The sequence below is a fragment of the Mesobacillus zeae genome, from assembly GCF_003570705.1.
Lineage (GTDB): Bacteria > Bacillota > Bacilli > Bacillales > Cytobacillaceae > Mesobacillus_C > Mesobacillus_C zeae.
The window spans coordinates 1-20,145 of sequence record NZ_QWVT01000006.1 but is presented as its reverse complement, the minus strand read 5'-3'; the positions used below and the strand labels follow the sequence as shown (position 1 = coordinate 20,145).

The 20,145-nt window shown below is 42.1% G+C and carries 22 protein-coding genes and 2 pseudogenes; 18 read left to right on the top strand and 6 right to left on the bottom strand.

From position 1 onward, the window contains the following. Positions 1 to 596, top strand: a pseudogene (locus tag D1970_RS22690) (IS30 family transposase); the annotation flags it as partial. 107 nt (positions 597 to 703) lie between these two features. Here the strand turns inward: D1970_RS22690 and D1970_RS01820 are convergent. The 3 genes from D1970_RS01820 to D1970_RS01810 form a co-directional block, all read right to left on the bottom strand. After that, positions 704 to 1,840, bottom strand: a complete 1,137-nt coding sequence (locus D1970_RS01820; protein ID WP_498071992.1) for an MFS transporter — start codon at positions 1,838 to 1,840, stop codon at positions 704 to 706. Positions 1,841 to 1,997: 157 nt separating this feature from the next. After that, a complete protein-coding gene (locus tag D1970_RS01815) occupies positions 1,998 to 2,624 on the bottom strand; it encodes an FMN-dependent NADH-azoreductase (protein ID WP_119111180.1) in 627 nt (208 codons plus the stop codon). Positions 2,625 to 2,917: 293 nt separating this feature from the next. Continuing rightward, on the bottom strand, positions 2,918 to 3,502 hold the full coding sequence (locus tag D1970_RS01810) for a DUF3238 domain-containing protein (RefSeq protein WP_119111179.1): 585 nt from the start codon (positions 3,500 to 3,502) through the stop codon (positions 2,918 to 2,920). 146 nt (positions 3,503 to 3,648) lie between these two features. Here D1970_RS01810 and D1970_RS01805 point away from each other — a divergent pair, with 146 nt between their 5' ends. The 4 genes from D1970_RS01805 to D1970_RS01790 all read left to right on the top strand — a co-directional run bounded on the left by D1970_RS01805 (position 3,649) and on the right by D1970_RS01790 (position 6,548). After that, entirely contained in the window at positions 3,649 to 4,119 is a 471-nt protein-coding gene (locus tag D1970_RS01805) for a MarR family winged helix-turn-helix transcriptional regulator (RefSeq protein ID WP_119111178.1), read from the top strand. A 598-nt stretch (positions 4,120 to 4,717) separates the two neighbouring features. Then, entirely contained in the window at positions 4,718 to 4,906 is a 189-nt protein-coding gene (locus tag D1970_RS01800) for a hypothetical protein (RefSeq protein ID WP_119111177.1), read from the top strand. A 432-nt stretch (positions 4,907 to 5,338) separates the two neighbouring features. Then, positions 5,339 to 5,770 (top strand): VOC family protein, encoded by a 432-nt coding sequence (locus D1970_RS01795; protein ID WP_119111176.1) that lies wholly within the window; start codon positions 5,339 to 5,341, stop codon positions 5,768 to 5,770. A gap of 178 nt (positions 5,771 to 5,948) precedes the next feature. After that, positions 5,949 to 6,548: an acetylglutamate kinase gene (locus tag D1970_RS01790; protein WP_181213291.1), complete on the top strand. Its 600-nt coding sequence runs from the start codon at positions 5,949 to 5,951 to the stop codon at positions 6,546 to 6,548. Between the two features lie 123 nt (positions 6,549 to 6,671). Here D1970_RS01790 and D1970_RS01785 read toward each other — a convergent pair. Further along, positions 6,672 to 7,133: pseudogene (locus D1970_RS01785) on the bottom strand (EamA family transporter); the annotation flags it as partial. Positions 7,134 to 7,401: 268 nt separating this feature from the next. Between D1970_RS01785 and D1970_RS01775 the strand changes: the two are divergent. After that, positions 7,402 to 7,959, top strand: a complete 558-nt coding sequence (locus D1970_RS01775) for a putative glycolipid-binding domain-containing protein (RefSeq protein ID WP_119111174.1) — start codon at positions 7,402 to 7,404, stop codon at positions 7,957 to 7,959. Between the two features lie 78 nt (positions 7,960 to 8,037). Here D1970_RS01775 and D1970_RS01770 read toward each other — a convergent pair whose 3' ends face one another. Together D1970_RS01770 and D1970_RS01765 are read right to left on the bottom strand one after the other, a co-directional pair. Next, the gene (locus D1970_RS01770) at positions 8,038 to 8,511 is read right to left on the bottom strand and encodes an ABC transporter permease subunit (RefSeq protein ID WP_181213290.1); all 474 of its coding nucleotides are present in this window, start codon (positions 8,509 to 8,511) and stop codon (positions 8,038 to 8,040) included. A 1-nt stretch (position 8,512) separates the two neighbouring features. Then, complete coding sequence (locus tag D1970_RS01765; protein WP_119111172.1) at positions 8,513 to 9,004, bottom strand: hypothetical protein; 492 nt, start codon at positions 9,002 to 9,004, stop codon at positions 8,513 to 8,515. Between the two features lie 539 nt (positions 9,005 to 9,543). Between D1970_RS01765 and D1970_RS01760 the strand changes: the two genes are divergently transcribed. The 12 genes from D1970_RS01760 (at position 9,544) to D1970_RS01705 (ending at position 20,048) form a co-directional block, all read left to right on the top strand. Continuing rightward, the gene (locus D1970_RS01760; RefSeq protein WP_119111171.1) at positions 9,544 to 10,869 is read left to right on the top strand and encodes a phenylacetate--CoA ligase family protein; all 1,326 of its coding nucleotides are present in this window, start codon (positions 9,544 to 9,546) and stop codon (positions 10,867 to 10,869) included. Between the two features lie 19 nt (positions 10,870 to 10,888). Continuing rightward, a complete protein-coding gene (gene paaA / locus D1970_RS01755; protein ID WP_119111170.1) occupies positions 10,889 to 11,842 on the top strand; it encodes a 1,2-phenylacetyl-CoA epoxidase subunit PaaA in 954 nt (317 codons plus the stop codon). 82 nt (positions 11,843 to 11,924) lie between these two features. After that, on the top strand, positions 11,925 to 12,272 hold the full coding sequence (gene paaB, locus D1970_RS01750) for a 1,2-phenylacetyl-CoA epoxidase subunit PaaB (protein ID WP_119111169.1): 348 nt from the start codon (positions 11,925 to 11,927) through the stop codon (positions 12,270 to 12,272). Continuing rightward, positions 12,269 to 13,087, top strand: coding sequence for a 1,2-phenylacetyl-CoA epoxidase subunit PaaC (gene paaC / locus D1970_RS01745; RefSeq protein ID WP_119111168.1), 819 nt, complete (start codon positions 12,269 to 12,271; stop codon positions 13,085 to 13,087). Before paaB ends, paaC begins: the two co-directional genes overlap by 4 nt. A gap of 6 nt (positions 13,088 to 13,093) precedes the next feature. After that, on the top strand, positions 13,094 to 13,576 hold the full coding sequence (gene paaD, locus D1970_RS01740; RefSeq protein ID WP_119111167.1) for a 1,2-phenylacetyl-CoA epoxidase subunit PaaD: 483 nt from the start codon (positions 13,094 to 13,096) through the stop codon (positions 13,574 to 13,576). 89 nt (positions 13,577 to 13,665) lie between these two features. Beyond that, positions 13,666 to 13,974: an EthD family reductase gene (locus D1970_RS01735; protein WP_119111166.1), complete on the top strand. Its 309-nt coding sequence runs from the start codon at positions 13,666 to 13,668 to the stop codon at positions 13,972 to 13,974. Then, positions 13,967 to 14,746 (top strand): enoyl-CoA hydratase-related protein, encoded by a 780-nt coding sequence (locus D1970_RS01730; RefSeq protein ID WP_119111165.1) that lies wholly within the window; start codon positions 13,967 to 13,969, stop codon positions 14,744 to 14,746. Before D1970_RS01735 ends, D1970_RS01730 begins: the two co-directional genes overlap by 8 nt. Before the next feature lie 14 nt (positions 14,747 to 14,760). Continuing rightward, entirely contained in the window at positions 14,761 to 15,534 is a 774-nt protein-coding gene (locus tag D1970_RS01725) for an enoyl-CoA hydratase-related protein (protein WP_119111164.1), read from the top strand. 57 nt (positions 15,535 to 15,591) lie between these two features. Continuing rightward, positions 15,592 to 17,109 (top strand): aldehyde dehydrogenase family protein, encoded by a 1,518-nt coding sequence (locus D1970_RS01720; protein WP_119111163.1) that lies wholly within the window; start codon positions 15,592 to 15,594, stop codon positions 17,107 to 17,109. A 68-nt stretch (positions 17,110 to 17,177) separates the two neighbouring features. Further along, positions 17,178 to 18,038, top strand: coding sequence for a 3-hydroxyacyl-CoA dehydrogenase (locus D1970_RS01715; RefSeq protein ID WP_119111162.1), 861 nt, complete (start codon positions 17,178 to 17,180; stop codon positions 18,036 to 18,038). A gap of 25 nt (positions 18,039 to 18,063) precedes the next feature. Next, entirely contained in the window at positions 18,064 to 19,275 is a 1,212-nt protein-coding gene (locus tag D1970_RS01710) for a thiolase family protein (RefSeq protein ID WP_119111161.1), read from the top strand. Then, positions 19,272 to 20,048 carry an enoyl-CoA hydratase-related protein gene (locus D1970_RS01705; protein ID WP_119111160.1) on the top strand — a complete coding sequence of 259 codons (777 nt, stop codon included), beginning with the start codon at positions 19,272 to 19,274 and terminating at the stop codon, positions 20,046 to 20,048. Before D1970_RS01710 ends, D1970_RS01705 begins: the two co-directional genes overlap by 4 nt. Positions 20,049 to 20,145: the final 97 nt, after the last annotated feature.

Below are 20,145 nucleotides of genomic sequence, written 5' to 3'. Positions count from 1 at the left end.
AGCTCACCTGGTCCCCTGAACAGATAGAAAACGGGACTGCCTGGCGAAAACAATATACTATTGGCTTTACCGGGGGCTTATCACAAAGGGCAATCTCAATGTCCTTCGGCAAAAGGGCAAACGCCAAAAAAACGAGGGAGAAACGCGGGCGTCTAAATGTGGGTACTTCCATCCGGAAAAGGCCGAAAGAGGTAAGGGAACGAAAAGAAAGCAAAGGCTGCATGGCTACGTTCATAGAGAGAGAAACACGCTTCTAAAAGGCGATTGTTATACCGGACAGAACTTCGACATCCATGGAAAGTGCAATAAAGCATGTTTCCTCCTTGTAAAAAAAATAGCTTTTAAGACTGCGACCGTGGATAGAGGGAAAGAATCTGCATGTTACAAGCAGTTTGAAAAAGATTTGCCCATATACGATTATTTTGCCGACCCTTATTCCTCCTGGCAGCGGGGCAGTAACGAAAATGTGAATGGCCCTCTACGTGAATTCTTTCCTAAAGGGACGGATACCAAGGAAGTAATCATCGTCCTCGTAATGTTTGAACTGGAAAACCGCACACGAAGCGTTTTATGAAGAATTGTCGCACATAGGTTGACAAACTGTCATTTCAAAAAATAAGGGATTCATATTCTATTATCTCAGACATAAATTACAAGGAAAATTAATCTTTTTAAACAATTCTACAAAAGAATACGCTTTGAATTATTTTAATGTCTTTTTTACAAACAAAATAAAAATTAACAGACTAATAAACCCAGATGCAGCACAAACAATAAACAACATTTGATAACCCATGAGCTGTGAAACAAGCCCTAGAAGAATAGCTCCTAACCCAATCCCTAAATCAAAAGCAGTAAAAAATGTAGCGTTTGCTACTCCTCTTTTCTCTGGTGGAGCTAATCGTATAATTACTACTTGAAGAGCAGGTTGTGCTGATCCAAATCCAATTCCGTACAAAATAGCGGTAATAACTAGTCCAACAAGCCCTTTTGTCATTGTGAGGACTAATAGTGCGACTATCAGTGTCAAAAGCGCAGGAACAATAATGACCCCTTCTCCATATTTATCAGATATCTTCCCTGCAAGTGGTCTAATTACTGTAAGTGTGACAGCATAAACTAAGAAAAAAGTACCAACATTAACTTGAATGTTTGCCGCAAACAGTGGTAAAAATGTTGTAATGCCACCAAAAGTAAAGGATAGGAAAAATGTAACAATAGCGACTGGTAAAACTGTTGTTTCAAAAAATGATATTGGTTTTTTTGATGTATGTTGAACTGCTGGAATTTTTGTACCAATTGCAAGTATGAATGCAATAATTGCTAATGCTGTGCATAGAAGAAATAGATAATGAAATGAAAATGATTTTGCTACCCAAAGACCTAATATTGGTCCTAAAGCCATGCCTAAAGTCATTGCAAGTCCATACCATCCCATTCCTTCTCCACGACGTGATTGTGGAATAACATCAGTCACAGCAGTTCCTATCGAAGTTGTAGCAATTGCCCAACCCATTCCATGTAAGATACGTAATACCACTAAAAATACAATTCCTGTTACCCAATCATAAAAATACATTGTAATTGCAAAAAATAGTAGTCCGCTTATTATAAATACTCGTCGACCATATCGATCCATTAATCCTCCAACAATAGGACGAAGAATTACTGCCGAAATTGTAAACACTCCAATAATAAATCCAACTTGAGATTCACTTCCACCTAATTGTTTAATAAACATAGGCAGTGTTGGCATTAGTAAATAAAAACCACTAAATAGTAATAATGCTGTAATTGTCAGCATTATATAGTTTTTTGTCCATAAACGTTCCATTGTAATGTAATCCTTCCTTCTTACTATCGGTTCAATAAGTTGAGAATGAAAAGCTCGCAGCAATTGGGTTCTTACCACCCAAAAGTAGTGGGATAAGCGAATAAAAAAGCAGTACCACCGCTTAAAAGTGTTGGTACTGCTATGGTGTTTTGTTAAATGCTAATTAGAATATACTTGCTACTTTAACAGCTTTTTCAAGCCCTGCAGCAATAATTTCTTCTGCTTTATCTGGGAATTTGCTGTGACCTTCAATCACTACTTTCTCCATATCTTTTACACCGAAGAAGCCCATCATACTTGCTATATATTTAACAGCCATTTCCATTTCAGCTGCTGGTCCTTTAGAATATACACCGCCACTTGCGTTTAATAATGCAATTTTCTTATTTCCAATAAGCCCTACTGGACCTTCTGGCGTATATTTAAATGTTTTGCCTGCGCGGTTTAAGTAATCAATATATGTGTGTAGTACAGCTGGGATTGTTAAATTCCATAGCGGGAAACCAAATACAACTTTATCAGCTGCAAGGAATTGATCTAAATATTTATCAGCAACAGCTATTGCCTTTGCTTCTTTTTCTGTTAAATCAAGTCCTTTACTAGCCTTAAAAGTGGCGTTAATCATATCCACTCCTACATATGGCAATTCTTCATTGTATAAATCAAGCTCTACCACTGTATCATTTTGATGCGATTCTTTATAGCAAGCTAAAAAAGTCTCATATAATTTCACACTAACCGCCTGATCTGCTGGACGGTTGTTTGCTTTTACAAATAAAACTGTTGTCATTCTCTTTTCCTCCTGTTACTCACTTTTAAATTGGTATATATATAAAGGGCACCCCATGGTAATTATTATTATTAGGTATATCTAAACCACACCAAAATAGAAAAAACGCTACTGGTTTTTTCTTCATTTGTTTTGTGTCAATTTAAATTGTTTTGTATGCCATAGCGGAATAAAACCTATAGCATTTCTTGTCTAAATTTATTTAATTTGAGGTCTTCCCTGTTTATGGGCGGTATACTTATTATGAATACAAATGTATCTTGGTTTGATAATAATGTGGTAACACATTTTCTTTACAATATCTTTTTAAAACTATACTCCATTTCTCCAGCTAGAGCTTCAGGCGTATCACCAGTTTCTCTGAAATCATGTGTATAAATTTGTTCAAACGGACCAAAATTTACTTGCTTATAAAATTCAAAACATGGGAATCCATCATGGGAACCTTGAACCTCGACAATACCGTCATTTTTGACATGTACAGTTAATAGATAGTCAACGGGAGGTGCATATACATTTAATGGGTTGCTAGCACTTGCACTCATTTGAAACTTGACGTCATCAGAACTCCATACAATATTAGTGCACAAAATACCTTCTGTACTTGCTTTTCCAGTTCTTTTAATAACGGAACCATCTAGATCTGTGACTCTTTCTGTTGTTATGCCAGTATTCGCATATGAGAAAATTTCTTTTTTATAAAAATCTACAACTACTTCTTGTTCAATTCTGGAACGCATAGTGTTTACAGCATAAGGTGTAAATTCACGTGAGTCACCTTCGAATTGGATTACCTTTCCCGTTTGCAAATCCTTCCTAGGTTCAGTCCAAGGTATTGGAATAAATACACTTGCTCTAATTTTAACCATGTGAATCATATAGAACCTCCATATTGAATTGATTTTTTTAGCGAAGCCCATGATAACAAAAGCAATATAGTCAACTTGATTGACTACAAAATGCATAGTACAATGGATTTCAAATAAAGTCAACTTAATTGACTTTATTTAAGGAGGGTTTATGTATGAACCAAGTATTTAATGAATTGGATCTTGCAGCACTTTTGTCATTATCCTTTAGTACATTGATTAATGAACTACACGACAGATTGAGTAAGTTGGGATATGGAGATATTAAACCGGCACATGGTTTTATGTTTAAACGTATCATTCCTAATGGAGCGACAGGGATGGAACTAGCCGAACATTTAGGAATTACAAAACAAGCAGTGAGTAAAATGGTGGATTATCTTGAGAAAAGTGGTTATGTAATACGCCAAACTCATCCCACTGATAAGAGAGGAAAAATTATTGTTTTGACCGAACAAGGTTGGTTAGTAGTGAAAGCAAAAGAGGAGATACTAACTGAGATTGAGCAACGTTGGATTGAAATCATAGGTGCTGAACGAATGCAAATGCTAAAAGAAGTATTAACAAAATTAGTTTATGTAGCAAATGAAGGTACATTATCATCGAGGTTAAGACCTGTCTGGTAAAAAAATAAAGTTTTTAACGGGGATAACTTAAGAAACAGCTACTCCCCCGAATGATAAAAGTAAGCATTTTTCTATCCAAATGGGAACAAAATTTCGTTATGGGGTGCTTCATAATATTAGTGTGCGTTGAAGAGAATTCACCCACATTATTATCTAAGTTCCGTTTAATGCTACATAAATCAATAGAAAAACCAGCATTATACATTGGAAAATAGGTGACCTTTCCAACATTACAATCTCAGCTCCTTTTGAAAAGATAAGAAATATCAATTAATTCATTCTCAAACTGGAGAATTATTTAAGGAAACATGATGATAGTTTTGTTAGAAAGAAGGGGTTATTCTACTTTTTCAATAGATAGTAAATTTGCCTTGGGTGTGTCTGTAGCCAGGAAGGATTAATACACGTATAGAACTTTAAAGGAACTAAAGAATAGCTCCGTCCTTCGGGAAGTGCCAGGAAACGCCAAATTTCCTTGGTCCCTATATGCTCTTCCATTGTCTCATTCCTTTCGTTTTTCTCCCCTTATACATTTGCCGATGCAAAGTTAACCATCCCAACTTGTTCTTGTTGTACGAAATTTCAAAGAGGAAACGTTATGTTGACAAGATATAGTATCGAAACCATGATAATAAAAAGGAACCGGCAGGGTGACAATTTCGAGCGGGATATTCAAATCCTTCAAAGTTACTTTGGCCTCGGGAGTCAGACAGCCCCGACCTATCAGCCCATCGCTGATGAATTCGGGGGAGGTCCGCCAGATCATGGAGAGAAAATTCATCCGTAGGGGGTACGGGAAGAGGACAAGGACATCATATATGAGATTGAAAACGTTATCTATCAGTATCCGCTCGTGGTAGAGGAATTAAAAGAGTATCTTGGAGACGAATGGTCTAGATGATTATTAAAAAGGGTGGATTCTTATCAATTCAAAAAGATGGGAGCAGTTTTTACAGAGTTTATAGGAAAAGGACGCGCATAGGCACATTTTTACTAAGTGAAGCTGAAATATCTTTTTTACCTATCGCCTTGTTAGTAAGAAATTGGATACTATGAGTAACAATTATTTCTTCAACTATTCTGACTGAAACAGTCGAAATGGGGACAATAAATAAAACATTAAAAAGGTTGGCATAAATATGCTAAATAGGGTAATTTTAAGTTAGTGGTTGTTTTTTGATCTTCATTTTTTTATAAATTTCAAAAAAAGAGGTGTCTTATGGTATTAAGTATGTATCCGTATCTTGTTTTAAATGGTGATGGGCAGGAAGCAGTCAGGTTTTACGAGAATGCGTTAGATGCAAAAGTTCTTGGAGTTCAAACTTTTGGGGATATGCCCGAGAATCCTGAGTACCCTCTTCCTCCTGAAGCAAAAGACCGTATATTGAATGCGCATCTTAAAGTTGGTGATGTGGACTTAATGCTCTCCGATACTTTCCCAGGTCAGCCTTATCAGATTGGAGACCAAGTTACCATCGCCCTTATTATTAATGAAAAAGAAAAAACAAAAGAAGTGTTCGAAAAGCTGCAAAAGGGCGGAAAAGTTTTAATGCCGCTGCAAGAAACATTTTGGAGCCCATATTATGGACAAGTGAGCGATCAATTCGGTGTAACCTGGCAAGTCTCAACCCAGGCGGCCGATAAAGCCTAATACTGCTAGATGAAGGCACCTTTTTACTCGAGTAAAAGGGTGCCTTTCCTTTTGGGGAATTTTTCTTGTTGAAACCTTGAATATATTACAACGCGAGTAATATTTAAAAATAAAATGGACTATCACTCTAAAATTTCACCCGCAATACTGTATATAAGAACAAAAAAGGAGTGGAACTATGTATTCTCAAGCATCAAGGGTTTTCCAACATTCTTATATAAGTAATGCAGAGGTAAATTTAAAAAGTCATATGCGATTTCTATGGGAGCAGCATATAGCCTGGACAAGGTTTGCAATCTTAAGCCTTGTTTTTAATTTACCCGATGCAGAATTTGTTATTGCACGCCTTTTACGTAATGCCACAGATATGGGGAATTTTATGGCCCGATTTTATGGAAAACAAGTTGGCGCACACTATGAAAGTCTAATTAAAGCTCACTTGGTCATCGCTGCTGATCTTGTCAAGGCGGCTAAGAAGGGAGATCAAACTGCTGCGGCATCCATTGAAAGAAAGTGGTACGAGAATGCAGATGAAATAGCAGCATTCATAAGCAAAGTAAATCCCTATATATCGGAAAATGAATTTAGAAACATGTTTTATGAACATCTTGCATTTGTTAAAGCTCAGGCAGTGTTTATGCTTCAAAAAGATTATCAGTCTGGTGTAGCTGTGTATGACAAATATGAGACGCAAGCGTTACACATGGCAGATGCAATCACGAGAGCTATTGTGAAGCAATTTCCTAATGCTTTTCCACCAGGTAAAAGAAGTTATTGAACGGTTAATGTGATTTTGGCTACGTTTCACGTTTCGAAGAAAGAACCTCAAAAAGGTTCTTTTTTTATTGACAGTTTTTCTATTATAGAGAATGAAAAAATCAGCTGTGATTTTTTGTGGAATTAATAAGCCGAAAATCGTGCCTCTCCACGTAAAGTTTTGGGACAAGGCCTCGAATACTCCGCCAGCAAGTAATGTTCCAACGAATAAAATAAGAATGGAAATAACTTTTTCACGGATTGGGAATGTTCGAGTGGCAACCGCTTCAATGAATACTCCCATCCATGTGAATTGGAATAATAATAGGACGGCTATTGAGGCTGATAGCTCTTCCACTGCAAAGCCATAAAATATACCGGTCATGCTCATCGTCGTTCCGACCGTTAAAAGTGTAATCAGATTCTTTTTTGAAACTCTGTGACGGGAGAAAAGAAGGACAATCATGAATAATCCAATCCAGCCAAATACATACTGGCCGCCTACAAGGTCCTGGATTGAGTACCCATCTAGTAACCCAAGCTTTACAATCGTTGAAAGCAATCCATAACAAAAGCTGCCTAACAATATTAAGAAAGAGTATCTCAAATTTGTTTTCTTCCTTTCATTATTTTGTGTTGGGGTCCATTGAAATAAAAAACGCCCATCGTCCAGGCATGGACAACGAGCGAATGAAACAGAGCCTAGAAGACTCTACAAAATTTCACATCTCACAAAAATGTGAGTTTGGTCAATATAATGGTTATACGATAGTGTACCAGCTGGACATATTTGGGGTAAATACTGATTTTTTTTAAGGTTGCTATGAAAATTTGCGAGAATTGTTTTAAGATTATAAAGTATAAGGTGGTGATACATGATGAAGAAAACAATAGTTTGGGAAAACCGTGCGACTATTGGAAGTGAGCTTATGGAAATTTCTTTTTCGGAAGATGGCATTAGTATAGAAAGTACAGTGATTGGGATTAAGGATACCTTGCCCTACCTTATAAAATACGATGTTGGACTGGATGAAAATTGGGTCTTTAAACAATTAGATATGGAAATCCTCAATTTTAATGAGTCTCTCCATATAACTTCCAACGGGAGGGGAAAGTGGTTTGACAAAAACGGCAAAGAAATGATTGAACTGCAGGGAGCGATTGATATCGATATTTCTTGCACACCTTTTACTAATTCTTTACCAATTAACCGTTTAAAGTGGGGACCGGAGACTTCAAGGGATTTTGAAATGGTCTATATTTCAGTGCCTGATTTAAGTCTTAAGAAGGTAAAACAAAGTTATAAGTTAGTAAATTCTTCATTAGAGTGTAGAGAGTTTCATTATAAAAGCGGCAACTTTCAATCTGATATAATAGCTGACTCCGATGGACTTGTAATTGAATATCCAGGACTTTTTACACGAAAATATTAATTGTCATGCTCACTTTTGCATGGCTTTTTTATTTCCTTCCACTGATAGATTAGCTTTCAGTGGAAGGAAAATGATCTATCAGGCTGCTCCATTTTTTCTTCGGATCTCTTTAAAATTGAACCAGTCTATAATTGCGCTGTTAATCATCGAAACACATAGAGCGGTCATTGTAAAAAACAGCACTGGAAAAAACAGGATCCACTGGTTGACGGATAAAAAGCAAAGATTGTTTCCGATAAGCCCAGACCATTCATGGGAAACAGAGGTTGGCTCATTTCCACTGTCAAGACCAAATCCAATCACCGTCCCGCCAAATAGGATTTCTAGGACACCGAGGTGGACGAGCAAAGTCAGTACTTGTAACAATTGCTGTCCAAAAATAAGCACCCACTCCTCATAGAGCTGTGGAAGGATATGCTTCACATAAATGTGGTTTTTGCCTCCTCCGAGTATAAGCGCAGCTTCAACGAACCCTTTATCCCAGATACGCCGTTTTTGCTCCCTCAATTGGATTGATAGAGGCGGTACGGCTATCAGGACTAGGAGAATCACTTCATAAACGGCCCTGATCCAAAATGGATGATGGAAGCAGCAAATCTTGCCAGATATTTCGCAGGATATGGACATTCAAGATATTTAGGGATGACAATCCCTTTGCCTTCGTAAATTGGGCATAGTTTTTATCCAGCTCTGAGAAAATCCTGTACACCAGGATCATTTTTGTTACCCATATAAAAAAGGGCTGAAGCAGGAAGATGGAGACTAAATCTGGGAGAGACCATAAGGTTTCTATTCCGTTTAAAATATACTTCTTCTGCATTATAAAAATCAGTACCACTGAGTAGGAAACAAGAAATGACAAAGTGATTACTGAAATTATTAACAATACCATAAGCTTCAGGGACAGGACATATCTGTCGAAGACCCCTGGGAAAATGGGATGTGTACCATCAAAGGTAAGATCCTTCATTGTCAGCATGTTCACAGCAAGCTTCTGAATACTCGCAAAGTATTCCTCTACATTGAATGCAAGATCTTGCAGCAAAATAGGCAGGCACCCAACCACCATTATCATTATTATGGACGTGAAATATTGGATAGCGAGACTGGCTGCATGATAAAAAATATTTTCCTATAGTAATAAACCTCGATTTAAGATACAATTTTCATTTTTACTGTATTTTCTTAATATTCTACCGCATAAAGTCATTTCCCGCTAGCATTTGAACAGGGACTAGTAATCTTCCAATAGAAAGGATAGTAAGCTGATACCACATCGGCTTTCACTATCCTTTTTGTTTTTTAAACAATATATTTCACTGTTTAGCTTCCTGAAATCTACAACGGTGTCAGCCTATAGGCATTTAATATTTTGTATTCCAAGTTCTTTTTTTATCAACAAAATATTTACAGTACAAGGATAATAGATACAATATTATTTGTTAAAATTAAAATTTTCTGAAAAGTATTTGACTTTTCACTATTTACACGTTATCTTTGATTTAAAATATATAACACTTAATTCACATCACGATAATAAAACGTTATATAAATAATATTTTATGTAATCCGGGAGGGGAACACTTGATTTTACATGAAATTGAAACGAAAAGCCGCGCTTTTATCGAAGGGGTGCAGCTGCAGCGATTGAAGATGGTTTTGGAGCGGGTGGCCTTGAGGGTTCCGTTTTATCGGGAAAAATTTGAAAAGGTGAATTTTTCACCTGAAATGTTTAATGTTCTGGAAGATATGGAAGCGCTCCCTTTTACCGAGAAGCAGGATTTGCGCGATAACTATCCCTTTGGGATGTTTGCGGTGCCGCCAAGCGAGCTGGTTAGAGTTCATGCTTCCTCGGGTACGAGCGGGAAGCCGACTGTGGTTGGGTACACAAAAAATGATATTGAAATGTGGAGCGAGATTGTCGCCAGGTCAATCGCCCTCGCGGGCGGGGAGCCGGGCAAGGTACTCCATAACGCATACGGGTACGGACTTTTTACAGGTGGGCTTGGCATTCATTACGGAAGTGAAAAGCTTGGGGCAGTGACTGTGCCTGTTTCAGGTGGCAACACACAGCGCCAAATCATGCTAATTGAGGATTTTAAGCCGGAAATCATTTGCGGGACGCCATCTTATATTTTAAATATCGCTGAAACAATGGAAGAAATGGGAAAGGACCCACGGCAAACCTCCTTAAAATACGGAATTTTCGGGGCTGAACCGTGGTCGGAGGAAATGAGGAAGACGCTTGAAAACAAGCTTGGAATCAAGGCTTGCGATATTTATGGTCTTAGCGAAGTAATCGGTCCGGGTGTAGGAAATGAATGCCACGAAGCACAAAATGGCCTCCATATTGCCGAAGACCATTTTTATGTTGAAGTAATTGACCCTGAAACGATGAAGCCTGTTCCTGATGGCGAAGAAGGAGAGCTTGTTTTTACAAGCCTTTCAAAGGAAGCTTTTCCAGTTATTCGCTACCGTACGGGTGACATTGCGTCACTGAACAGGGAAAAGTGCAGCTGCGGCCGGACGACTGTGAGAATGTCGAGGGTAATAGGGCGGATCGATGACATGCTGATCATCAATGGCGTGAATGTGTTCCCATCTCAGATTGAGCATTGTATGCTTACCGTGCCGGAACTTGCGCCACATTATCAGATTCAAATTTTACCCAAAAAGACTTTAAAGGTTCTTGAACTTCATGTTGAGATGAATGAGGAATTCTTCAAGGGAATTGGGGAAGACCCCATTTCAGATACTGTTTTCCGTCTGGAACAAAGGATACAGTCATTGGTCAGGAGCCAATGCCTTGTTTCGATGGAAGTCCGGGTGCACCGTCCCAAGACCATTCCCCGTTCAGAAGGGAAGGCGGTTCGGATCATTGATAAGACAAAGGAACCAATCAGTACGTAATTTCGAGGAGGACAGCAGTATGGTGAATACCGTTTCCATTGGACAGCTGACAGAGGAAGCGAATTATGATCGCTTTATGGAACGAATCGAAGCTGGTGAAAAAATTGAAACAGAAGACTGGATGCCTGATGAATATCGAATGACGCTAATCAAGTTGATTTCTATGCATGGCATCAGTGAAATCATGGGAGCACTGCCGGAAAAAGAGTGGGTGCCTAAAGCTCCTTCATTAAGAAGAAAGCTTGGAATTATGGCGAAGGTGCAGGATGAAATGGGCCATGGGCAATTGCTTTTAAGAGTAGCGGAGGATTTAATGAAACCTCTTGGGAAGACAAGGGAGAATATCATCAGGGATTTGCTTTCGGGAGATTTGAAGTTTCATAATGTCTTCCACATGGAAGCGAAGACTTGGGGAGATGCAGGTTTGATTGGCTGGCTTGTCGATGGGGCTGCCATTATTACACAGACCAATATGCTGGATGCGTCATATGGCCCATATGCAAGGGCCTTGAAGAGAATCTGTGCCGAGGAGGTTTTTCACGCTCAGCACGGCGAGGCAATCATCATGGCATTGGCAGAGGGGACGGATGAACAGAAAGCGATGATCCAGGATTCAATCAATCGCTGGTGGGAAGCGCTCCTAATGTTTTTCGGGCCAGGAGATGCATCTACTACAGGTACATCCAAACAGGATACGACAATTAAATATAAGATCAGGACAAAAACAAATGAGGAGCTCCGTCAGGATTTCTTTACAAAGTATATTCCCCGTGTCCTGTCGCTAGGCTTGACCTTGCCTGATGAGACAATGCATTTCGACCAGGATGCAGGAATGTGGCAGTATCTGCAACCTGATTGGAGCAAATTTAAACAAATCATCAAGAACAATGGGCCTAAATCAAAAGAGCGGTTGAGGTTAAGAGAAATTTCTTATACCAACAACAAATGGGTCATTGACGCATTGCAGAATTAACGCGCTGGGGGTCAGGCCCCCGGTGGATTAACGCTTTAATCGAGCGGGGGCCTGACCCCCTATTAAGGGAGGGGGAGTGATGATGTCGGGTAAGGGTTTTTATCAGGAGTTTGAGGTGTTCAGCAAGCGGACGGATACTTCGCCTTTACAGTATCAATTTTCTTTGCTGGCTCCGAACCATGAGCTGGCACTGGTGATGGCACAGGAGAACTTCATGCGGCGCGAGCCTGTTGCAGATATTTGGATCGTTAAACGTGATGATGTACGTAAAATGACGCTTGAGGAGCGCCAGTCGCTCCAAAGGCTGGATAATAAGGACTACCGGAATACAAAGGGCTACGGCTATTTAAAGAAGAAATGGCGGTTCTATGAGCAAGAGATGCTTGATGAAAAAGAAATTCTATCGTGGGGAGGGAAGCAGAATAAATGACACATACACTTGTGGATGCCTTGAAAGATGAATGCTATCACAACTCAGCGATTGAACTTCTTTTCCAGCTTGCGGATGACGATTTCATCCTGTCCTACCGCGGTTCAGAATGGCTGGGGCTCGCCCCCCATATCGAGGAGGATGTGGCGTTTTCTTCCATCAGCCAAGATACGATGGGGCATGCAGCGATGTTTTACCAGCTGCTTCAGGACTTGGGAGCTGGCGATGCTGATGAACTGGCCCATGTCCGGTCGGCTGGCGAAAGAAAGAATGCGGTCCTGCTGGAAAAAGTAAACGGGCTAGGGACATACTTGGCAGAACCGCATTATGACTGGGCGTTTGCCGTAGTACGCAATTACTTTTACGCTCAGGCGAAAAAAATCAAGATTGAATCGCTGAAAAACTCATCGTATCAGCCTTTGGCCGAAGCTGCAGTGAAAGTGAGCATGGAGCTTTATTACCACTTGCTGCACTGGAAAACGTGGTTTACACAGCTAATGGATGCAGGCGGGGAAGCAAGAACAAGGATGGAGTCAGCAATCAAGATAGTATTAGATGATCTCGATGGTTTGTTTTCTTTAGGCAATTCAGGTCCGGAACTTACTAAGCACAGTTTAATAGACTCAGAGGATACTCTGCGGGCAGCCTGGGTTAATAGGATGTCACCCGTTTTTGAATCAGTGAACTTTAACATACCTGAAAAGTTTGGCATGAAAAATGGCAATGGACGGAACGGCGAACATACTGTTGATCTGAAATCAGCCTTGGACATATTGGGTGAAGTGTATAATCTTGACCCGGCAGCTAGCTGGTGATGATGCATGCTAAAAGATAAAGTCCTTGAAGCCCTTCAAACAGTGAAGGATCCGGAAATCGACAGCATTTCGATTATCGAGCTCGGCATGCTTGAAGAGCTGGATATCACACCAGAAGGAGTTTCCATTAAGTTATTGCCCACTTTTATGGGCTGCCCTGCACTCGAAATCATCCGGAAGAATGTCATCACCGCTGTATCGCAAGTAGAAGAAGCCGAAAACATAACGGTCCAATTTATTTTCCATCCTCCTTGGACATCTGACAGAGTAACCAAAATCGGGCGGGAAAGATTGAAAGAATTCGGTATTGCCCCGCCGCCTCGGCACATTGCTGAAACCGGAGAGTGGGAGGCGGATTGCCCATATTGCGGCTCAACCTATACGACGCTGGAAAATCTTTTCGGACCAACTGCATGCAGAAGCATTTTATACTGTAAATCATGTAAAAACCCCTTCGAAGCGATGAAGCCGGTATCAACATTGATGTGATATTCAGAGCCGCAAGTACTAATCAATTCATTAGTTGAAGCATATATTCATTCTGGTATAACCATTCAAGAACAAAGGGAGAGATTATAATGGTAAAACTAATCGCGCTATATAAGCATCCAGAGAACAAAGAGGCATTTGACCAGCATTACTTTGAAACACATGCACCCCTTACTGCTAAAATACCAGGCCTCCGCAAAATGAAAGTCACCCGTATCGTCGGCAGCCCGATGGGCGGGGAAGGCAAATATTACTTAATGTGTGAAATGTACTATGACAGCCATGAAGCGATGAAAGCAGGGATGAAGTCAGCTGAAGGTAAAGCTTCCGGAAAGGATGCTATGAGTTTTGCCGGTGATTTAATCACGTTTATGATCGGTGAAGAGCTTGATGAATAGAAGCTTCGAAAATATCGAAACAGCGGTAAAAGGAAAAATCGGTCTCATTGAGCTTAATCGTCCAAAGGTACTGAATGCCCTAAATCGACAGATGGTTACGGAAATTCTCGAAGCCATGGAGCAGTATGACAGGGACCCGGATATTAAAATCATTGTCTTGGCAGGAAAGGGAAGGGCATTTGCTGCTGGAGCCGATATAGACGAAATGATGGATGCAGATGCCATCAGTCTTGAAACGCTCAACCAATTCACTGATTGGGACCGGCTGGCCTGGATCAAGAAGCCTATTATCGGGGCAGTCCATGGTTTTGCGTTAGGCGGCGCTTTCGAACTGGCGCTTTGCTGTGACATGCTATTTGCTTCCGAAAAGGCTGAATTCGGCTTTCCTGAAGTCAATTTGGGCATCATGCCAGGTGCTGGCGGAACGCAGAGGCTGACAAAGCTCGTCGGAAAAACAAAAGCGATGGAGTGGGTCCTGAGCGGTAAGCGGATTTCTGCAACAGAGGCTTTGCATTTTGGAATCATCAATTCAACGTTCGCCGAAGAAGTTTTGATGGAAGAGACGATGAAATTCGCTGGCAACATAGCGAACCAGCCCCCGCTAGCAGTAAGGATGATTAAAGAATCAATTCATAAAGCCGTCGATTATTCCCTTTATGAAGGAATGCAATATGAACGGAAGAATTTTTATCTTCTCTTCGCGTCTGAGGATCAGAAGGAAGGTATGCGGGCTTTTAAAGAAAAGCGGAAGCCTGATTTTAAAGGGAAATAAAGGGGGATACCGTTTTGTTTGAAACCGTTTTGTACGAAGTTAGGAATAGGGTAGCGTACATAACCCTGAACCGTCCTGATAAATTGAATGCCTTCACAAAAGAATTGAACAAAGAAGTTCAGTCAGCCATCAAGGCAGCTTCGCGTGACAAAAGTGTGGGGGCGCTGGTTATTACAGGAGCAGGAAGGGCGTTCTGTTCGGGTGAAGACTTGTCGGGGGTCTCGGAAGAAATGGACCATGGTGAGGTACTCCGCAAGCGCTATAATCCGATGCTGATTGAACTTGACCGCTGCGAAAAACCAGTCATTGCAGCAGTAAATGGCGTAGCAGCAGGTGCAGGCATGAGCCTCGCGCTTGCTTGCGACTTTCGCCTGGCCTCGGACAAAGCCAGCTTTATAGAAGCGTTTATCCATGTTGGATTGGTCCCGGATGCAGGTAATTTGTATCATTTGCCGAGAATCATTGGCCACGCTAAAGCGTTGGAACTTGCTGTTTTTGGCGAAAAACTCCCTGCGGAAAAAGCAAAGGAGCTTGGCCTAGTAACAGAAATGATTCCTGCTGATACATGGGAAGAGGGGATCGCGGCCTTTGCCGAAAGGCTTGCTAATATGCCAACGGTTGCAATTGGCTTGATTAAAAGAAACCTGAAAGCAAGTTGGCATTCAAATCTTGAGGATTTTCTCGAGAGGGACGCCCAGGCTCAAAGGATTGCCGGAATGACAGTAGACCATAGAGAGGGTGTCAGTGCATTCCTTGAAAAAAGGAATGCTGTTTTCAAGGGAGAATAGGTTTCGTCCATTGAGTCTTTTTATACCTAAATTCACCTATAAAAGGAGATGTTGTACATGGCAACAGTGAAAGAGCAAAAATTCGAAACGCTGGCAGCAAAACGAGAACTTTATCATTTAATCATTAATGGAGTCCGCCAGGAAAGCGCAAACGGTGAAACCTATAAAGTTTTCAATCCGGCGACAGGCGAGGAAATTGCAACCGTAGCGAAAGCGTCTAAGGAAGACGCCGAGCTGGCCGTACAGGCAGCCCGAAATGCCTTTGATTTTGGCAAGTGGCGCCATTTCCCTGTGAATAAAAGGTCGCGCACACTCAATAAAATTGCGTCCATAATGAGGGCTAGATTCAATGAATTGGTAGAGCTGGAGATTTCGGATACAGGAAAATCACTTGCTGCCGCCCAGGGACAAGTTATGCAGGCCATCGAAGATTTCGAGTTTTACGCAGGTGCAATTGTCAGCCACCGTGGAGCTGTGAACAGCATGCCGGGGGCTTTCCAGAATACTACTGAAAAAGAGCCCGTCGGAGTTTGTGCACAAATTATTCCTTGGAACTATCCAATGATGATGGCTGCCTGGAAAATTGCCCCGGCAATTGCAACAGGCTGCTCCGTTATTGTAAAGCCCGCTTCCTTAACGCCATTAACTGCCATTGTCCTTGGTGAGATTTGTATCGAAGCCGGTGTTCCTGAGGGCGTTGTGAATGTTATTCCAGGTTCGGGGTCTGTGGTCGGAAACTATCTTGTTGAGCATGAAAAAGTAGACAAGGTAGCTTTTACCGGTTCTACGCCAATCGGTAAGGACATCATGGCAAGAGCTTCCCAGACGCTTAAGCGCGTAACCCTTGAGCTTGGCGGAAAATCTCCAAGCATTGTCTTTGAAGATGCTGACATCGATGCAGCTGTAGATGGTTCACTGTTTGGTATTTTCTACAACACAGGCCAGTCGTGCGAAGCCCGCTCAAGGCTGTATGTCCATGAAAAGGTTTACGATGAGTTTATCGAAAAATTTGTCGCTAAAACAAAAAAGCTCAAGCTTGGCAATCCGTTTGACAAAGAAACGCATGTCGGCGCGGTCATCAGCCAAGAGCAAGTGGATGTGATCGACAGCTATGTCAAATCAGCAGAGGAAGACGGAGCAAATATTTTAACAGGCGGAAAGCCAGCAGCTCCAGAAGGTTATGAAAATGGCTGCTGGTATGAGCCAACAATCATTGCGGAAACAAATCACAGCATGAAAGCGGTAAGGGAAGAAATCTTCGGTCCTGTCGTCGTTGTGATGAAATTCAAGGACGAAAAAGAGGCTGTCAAGCTTGCGAATGACAGCGAATATGGCCTTGGATCTGCAATCTGGACACAGGATTATGGCCGTGCAACAAGAGTTTCCAAGCAAATCCAGGCAGGAATTGTCATGGTGAACTGCCCGTTCTCTGCATTCCCGGGAACACCATTTGGAGGCTATAAGCAATCAGGTTTCGGACGTGAGCTGTGTATCGAGACGCTTGATTTATATTGTGAAACAAAGAGTATTGTTTCGTATTATGGCAGCCGCCCTCTGAACCCGTTTAATCTGTAAAAATGCGGCGAGCACTCTTTTTCTGCGGGTGCTCGCCTTTCATGTTTGAAAAGGAGGTACTTATATTAATGAAGAAACTCGTCATAATCGGTTCTGGAGTCATGGGAAGAGGCATCGCCTATGTCAGCGCTCTTGGCGGATTCGATACTGTCCTCATCGATGTGGAGGAAAAACAGCTTCGCAATGCGGAGATGGAAATCAACAGCATTTTTGAAAAAGGGTTATCGCGCGGAAAAATCACCGCCGAAAACGCCGAGGTGGCAAAGGCACACCTGCAGTATTCGAATTTTATGGCTGAACATGTAAAGGAAGCGGACCTAATCATTGAGGCTGTTCCGGAGAAAATGGACATTAAAAAGACGATTTTTGAAGTGATTGATCAGCATGCGCCTTCCCATTGCCTGTTCGCTTCCAATACGTCAACGATGAGCCCAACGGAAATTGCTTCATTTACAAAGAGACCTGAAAAAGTAATTGCAATGCATTTTTTCAATCCTGTCCATAAAATGCCTCTCGTCGAGATCGTCCGGGGGTTGGAAACGAGTGATGAGACGGCTAAAGCCATTGAGCGTGCTGCAATCATGATGGGCAAGGAAACCGTCATCGTAAACGAATTTCCGGGGTTTGTTACAAGCAGGATCAGCGCGCTTGTAGGGAATGAAGCATTTTACATGCTCCAGGAAGGTGTCGGGACAGCGGAAGAAATTGATAAGGCAATTAAGCTTGGTTTGAATTATCCAATGGGACCCTTCGAATTAGGTGACCTTGTAGGACTTGATACTCGTCTCAATAATTTAAAATACCTTCATGAAAAATTAGGAGAAAAATACCGTCCTGCACCACTGCTGGAGAAATATGTAAAGGCAGGGCGCCTAGGCAGGAAAACGGGGCGCGGTGTTTATGACTACCGCCAGCCTGTAAAGCATTAGTTTAAAAGAAAGAGAGGTACTGCAATTGAGAGAAGCAGTCATCGTTGATGCAGTAAGGACTCCAATTGGAAGATACAATGGAAGCTTGAGAAATATTCGGCCCGACGATCTTGGGGCTGTCGTGATAAAAGCGTTAATAGAACGAAATCCAGGGCTGCCTCCGGCGGAAATAGAAGAGGTGGTTTTCGGAAATGCAAACCAGGCTGGGGAGGATAACCGGAATGTTGCCAGGATGTCAGGCCTATTGGCAGGGCTGCCTGTTGAGGTTGCGGGAACGACAATCAATCGGTTGTGTGGATCTGGTCTTGACGCGGTGAACTATGCGGCAAGGGCGATTCTTGCAGGGGAAGGGGACATTTTCATTGCCGGCGGTACTGAAAGCATGACGAGGGCACCGTATGTAATGGCAAAGCCTTCAACAGAATTCCCCAGAGGTAATACGGAGATGTTTGATACAACGATCGGCTGGCGTTTCATCAATGATAAGCTCCAGGACATGTACGGAACAGACAGCATGCCACAAACTGCAGAGAATGTAGCGGAAAAGTACAAGATCTCACGGGAAGCACAGGATGAGTTTGCGGCTGAAAGCCAGTTGCGGGCGCAAAAAGCGATGGAGTCTGGGCGTTTTGAAGACGAGATCGTCCCAGTCGTTTATGAGGATAAAAAAGGCAATAAAACGCTTATTGAACGGGATGAGCATCCCCGGCCCGGTACGACAGCGGATAAGCTGGCAAAACTCAAGCCTTTGTTTAAAAATGGAACAGTCACTGCCGGCAATGCTTCCGGTGTGAATGACGGCGCATCCGCGCTCTTAATCATGAGCCGGGAGAAAGCTGATGAGTTTGGGCTTGAGCCTCTGGCCAAGTATATCGTGTCAGCTGCAGCAGGACTGGAGCCATCTGTTATGGGAATGGGTCCTGTGCATGCTGTAGAGAAGGCATTGCAAAGAGCTGGCCTGTCTATTGGTGATATGAATCTGATTGAGCTGAATGAAGCGTTTGCAGCTCAATCGCTGGCTTGCATCAATGAACTTGGACTTGACCGTTCTGTGGTGAATGTCAACGGAGGGGCGATTGCGTTTGGACATCCGCTTGGTGCGAGCGGCGCAAGAATTTTGACGACACTTTTATATGAAATGAAAAAACGCGGGGCAAAATTCGGCCTTGCGACAATGTGTGTGGGTGTTGGCCAGGGGATCGCCACGATTATCGAAAGTATGGGAGAGAAACGATGAGGTCTATACAATTCCAGAAAGAGAACCATATTGCATATATAACGATCAATCGCCCTGATTCGCTGAACTGCTTTAATTTTGAAACGCTCCAGGAGCTTGGCGAAATTGTGGAAAACCTTCACACAGACCCTGATGTCAGAGCAGTGATTTTTACAGGTGCTGGAGAGAAGGCATTCAGCGCGGGTGCAGATTTGAAGGAACGTAGGAGCCTGACCGAAGCGGAAGTACGCAGGAATGTTAAGAAAATCAGGGATGTTTTCAGCGCCGTTGCTGAATTGCCGCAGCCGACAATTGCTGCTGTAAACGGTTTTGCTTTTGGCGGCGGATTTGAGCTGATGCTTGCATGCGATTTTAAAATTGCCTCTGAAACAGCATTGATGGGAATGACCGAGGTTAGCTGGGGAATCATTCCGGGTGCTGGGGGGACGCAGCGCCTATCGAGGCTGATTGGTGAAATGAAGGCGAAGGAACTGATTTTAACAGCAAGAAAAATAACAGCAGAAAAAGCTCTGGAGCTTGGGATTTTAACGAGTGTGGCTGCTAGTGGGAACGTCATGCCGTCATGCAGGGAGCTTGCTGAGGAAATACTGCAAAATGCACCGATTGCTGTCAGGCAGGCTAAATATGCGATTCAGCATGGCTGCAGTACAGATCTTCAAACAGGCCTGGCAATTGAATCGAAAGCCTATGAGGTGACAATTCCAACGAAGGACCGTGTGGAAGCATTGAATGCTTTCAGCGAAAAACGGAAACCGGTTTTCACAGCTCAGTAAGCCTGAATCCATGGGGAACATTCCCTGTGGATTTTTTGTAAATAAAATTCTTGGTCGTGGTAAGGTGGCTCCAGCCCATACGGCGCTAAACGTGCGC

Excerpts from the sequence above, each read along its gene's own strand:
- D1970_RS01705 (WP_119111160.1), top strand. The coding sequence starts at position 19,272 with ATGAGGTCTATACAATTCCAGAAAGAGAACCATATTGCATATATAACG.
- paaA (WP_119111170.1), top strand. The coding sequence starts at position 10,889 with ATGGTGAATACCGTTTCCATTGGACAGCTGACAGAGGAAGCGAATTAT.
- D1970_RS01810 (WP_119111179.1), bottom strand. The coding sequence starts at position 3,502 with ATGATTCACATGGTTAAAATTAGAGCAAGTGTATTTATTCCAATACCT.
- paaB (WP_119111169.1), top strand. The coding sequence starts at position 11,925 with ATGTCGGGTAAGGGTTTTTATCAGGAGTTTGAGGTGTTCAGCAAGCGG.
- D1970_RS01730 (WP_119111165.1), top strand. The coding sequence starts at position 13,967 with ATGAATAGAAGCTTCGAAAATATCGAAACAGCGGTAAAAGGAAAAATC.
- D1970_RS01720 (WP_119111163.1), top strand. The coding sequence starts at position 15,592 with ATGGCAACAGTGAAAGAGCAAAAATTCGAAACGCTGGCAGCAAAACGA.
- D1970_RS01815 (WP_119111180.1), bottom strand. The coding sequence starts at position 2,624 with ATGACAACAGTTTTATTTGTAAAAGCAAACAACCGTCCAGCAGATCAG.
- paaC (WP_119111168.1), top strand. The coding sequence starts at position 12,269 with ATGACACATACACTTGTGGATGCCTTGAAAGATGAATGCTATCACAAC.
- D1970_RS01795 (WP_119111176.1), top strand. The coding sequence starts at position 5,339 with ATGGTATTAAGTATGTATCCGTATCTTGTTTTAAATGGTGATGGGCAG.
- D1970_RS01715 (WP_119111162.1), top strand. The coding sequence starts at position 17,178 with ATGAAGAAACTCGTCATAATCGGTTCTGGAGTCATGGGAAGAGGCATC.
- D1970_RS01735 (WP_119111166.1), top strand. The coding sequence starts at position 13,666 with ATGGTAAAACTAATCGCGCTATATAAGCATCCAGAGAACAAAGAGGCA.
- D1970_RS01805 (WP_119111178.1), top strand. The coding sequence starts at position 3,649 with ATGAACCAAGTATTTAATGAATTGGATCTTGCAGCACTTTTGTCATTA.
- paaD (WP_119111167.1), top strand. The coding sequence starts at position 13,094 with ATGCTAAAAGATAAAGTCCTTGAAGCCCTTCAAACAGTGAAGGATCCG.
- D1970_RS01775 (WP_119111174.1), top strand. The coding sequence starts at position 7,402 with ATGATGAAGAAAACAATAGTTTGGGAAAACCGTGCGACTATTGGAAGT.
- D1970_RS01800 (WP_119111177.1), top strand. The coding sequence starts at position 4,718 with ATGTTGACAAGATATAGTATCGAAACCATGATAATAAAAAGGAACCGG.
- D1970_RS01790 (WP_181213291.1), top strand. The coding sequence starts at position 5,949 with ATGTATTCTCAAGCATCAAGGGTTTTCCAACATTCTTATATAAGTAAT.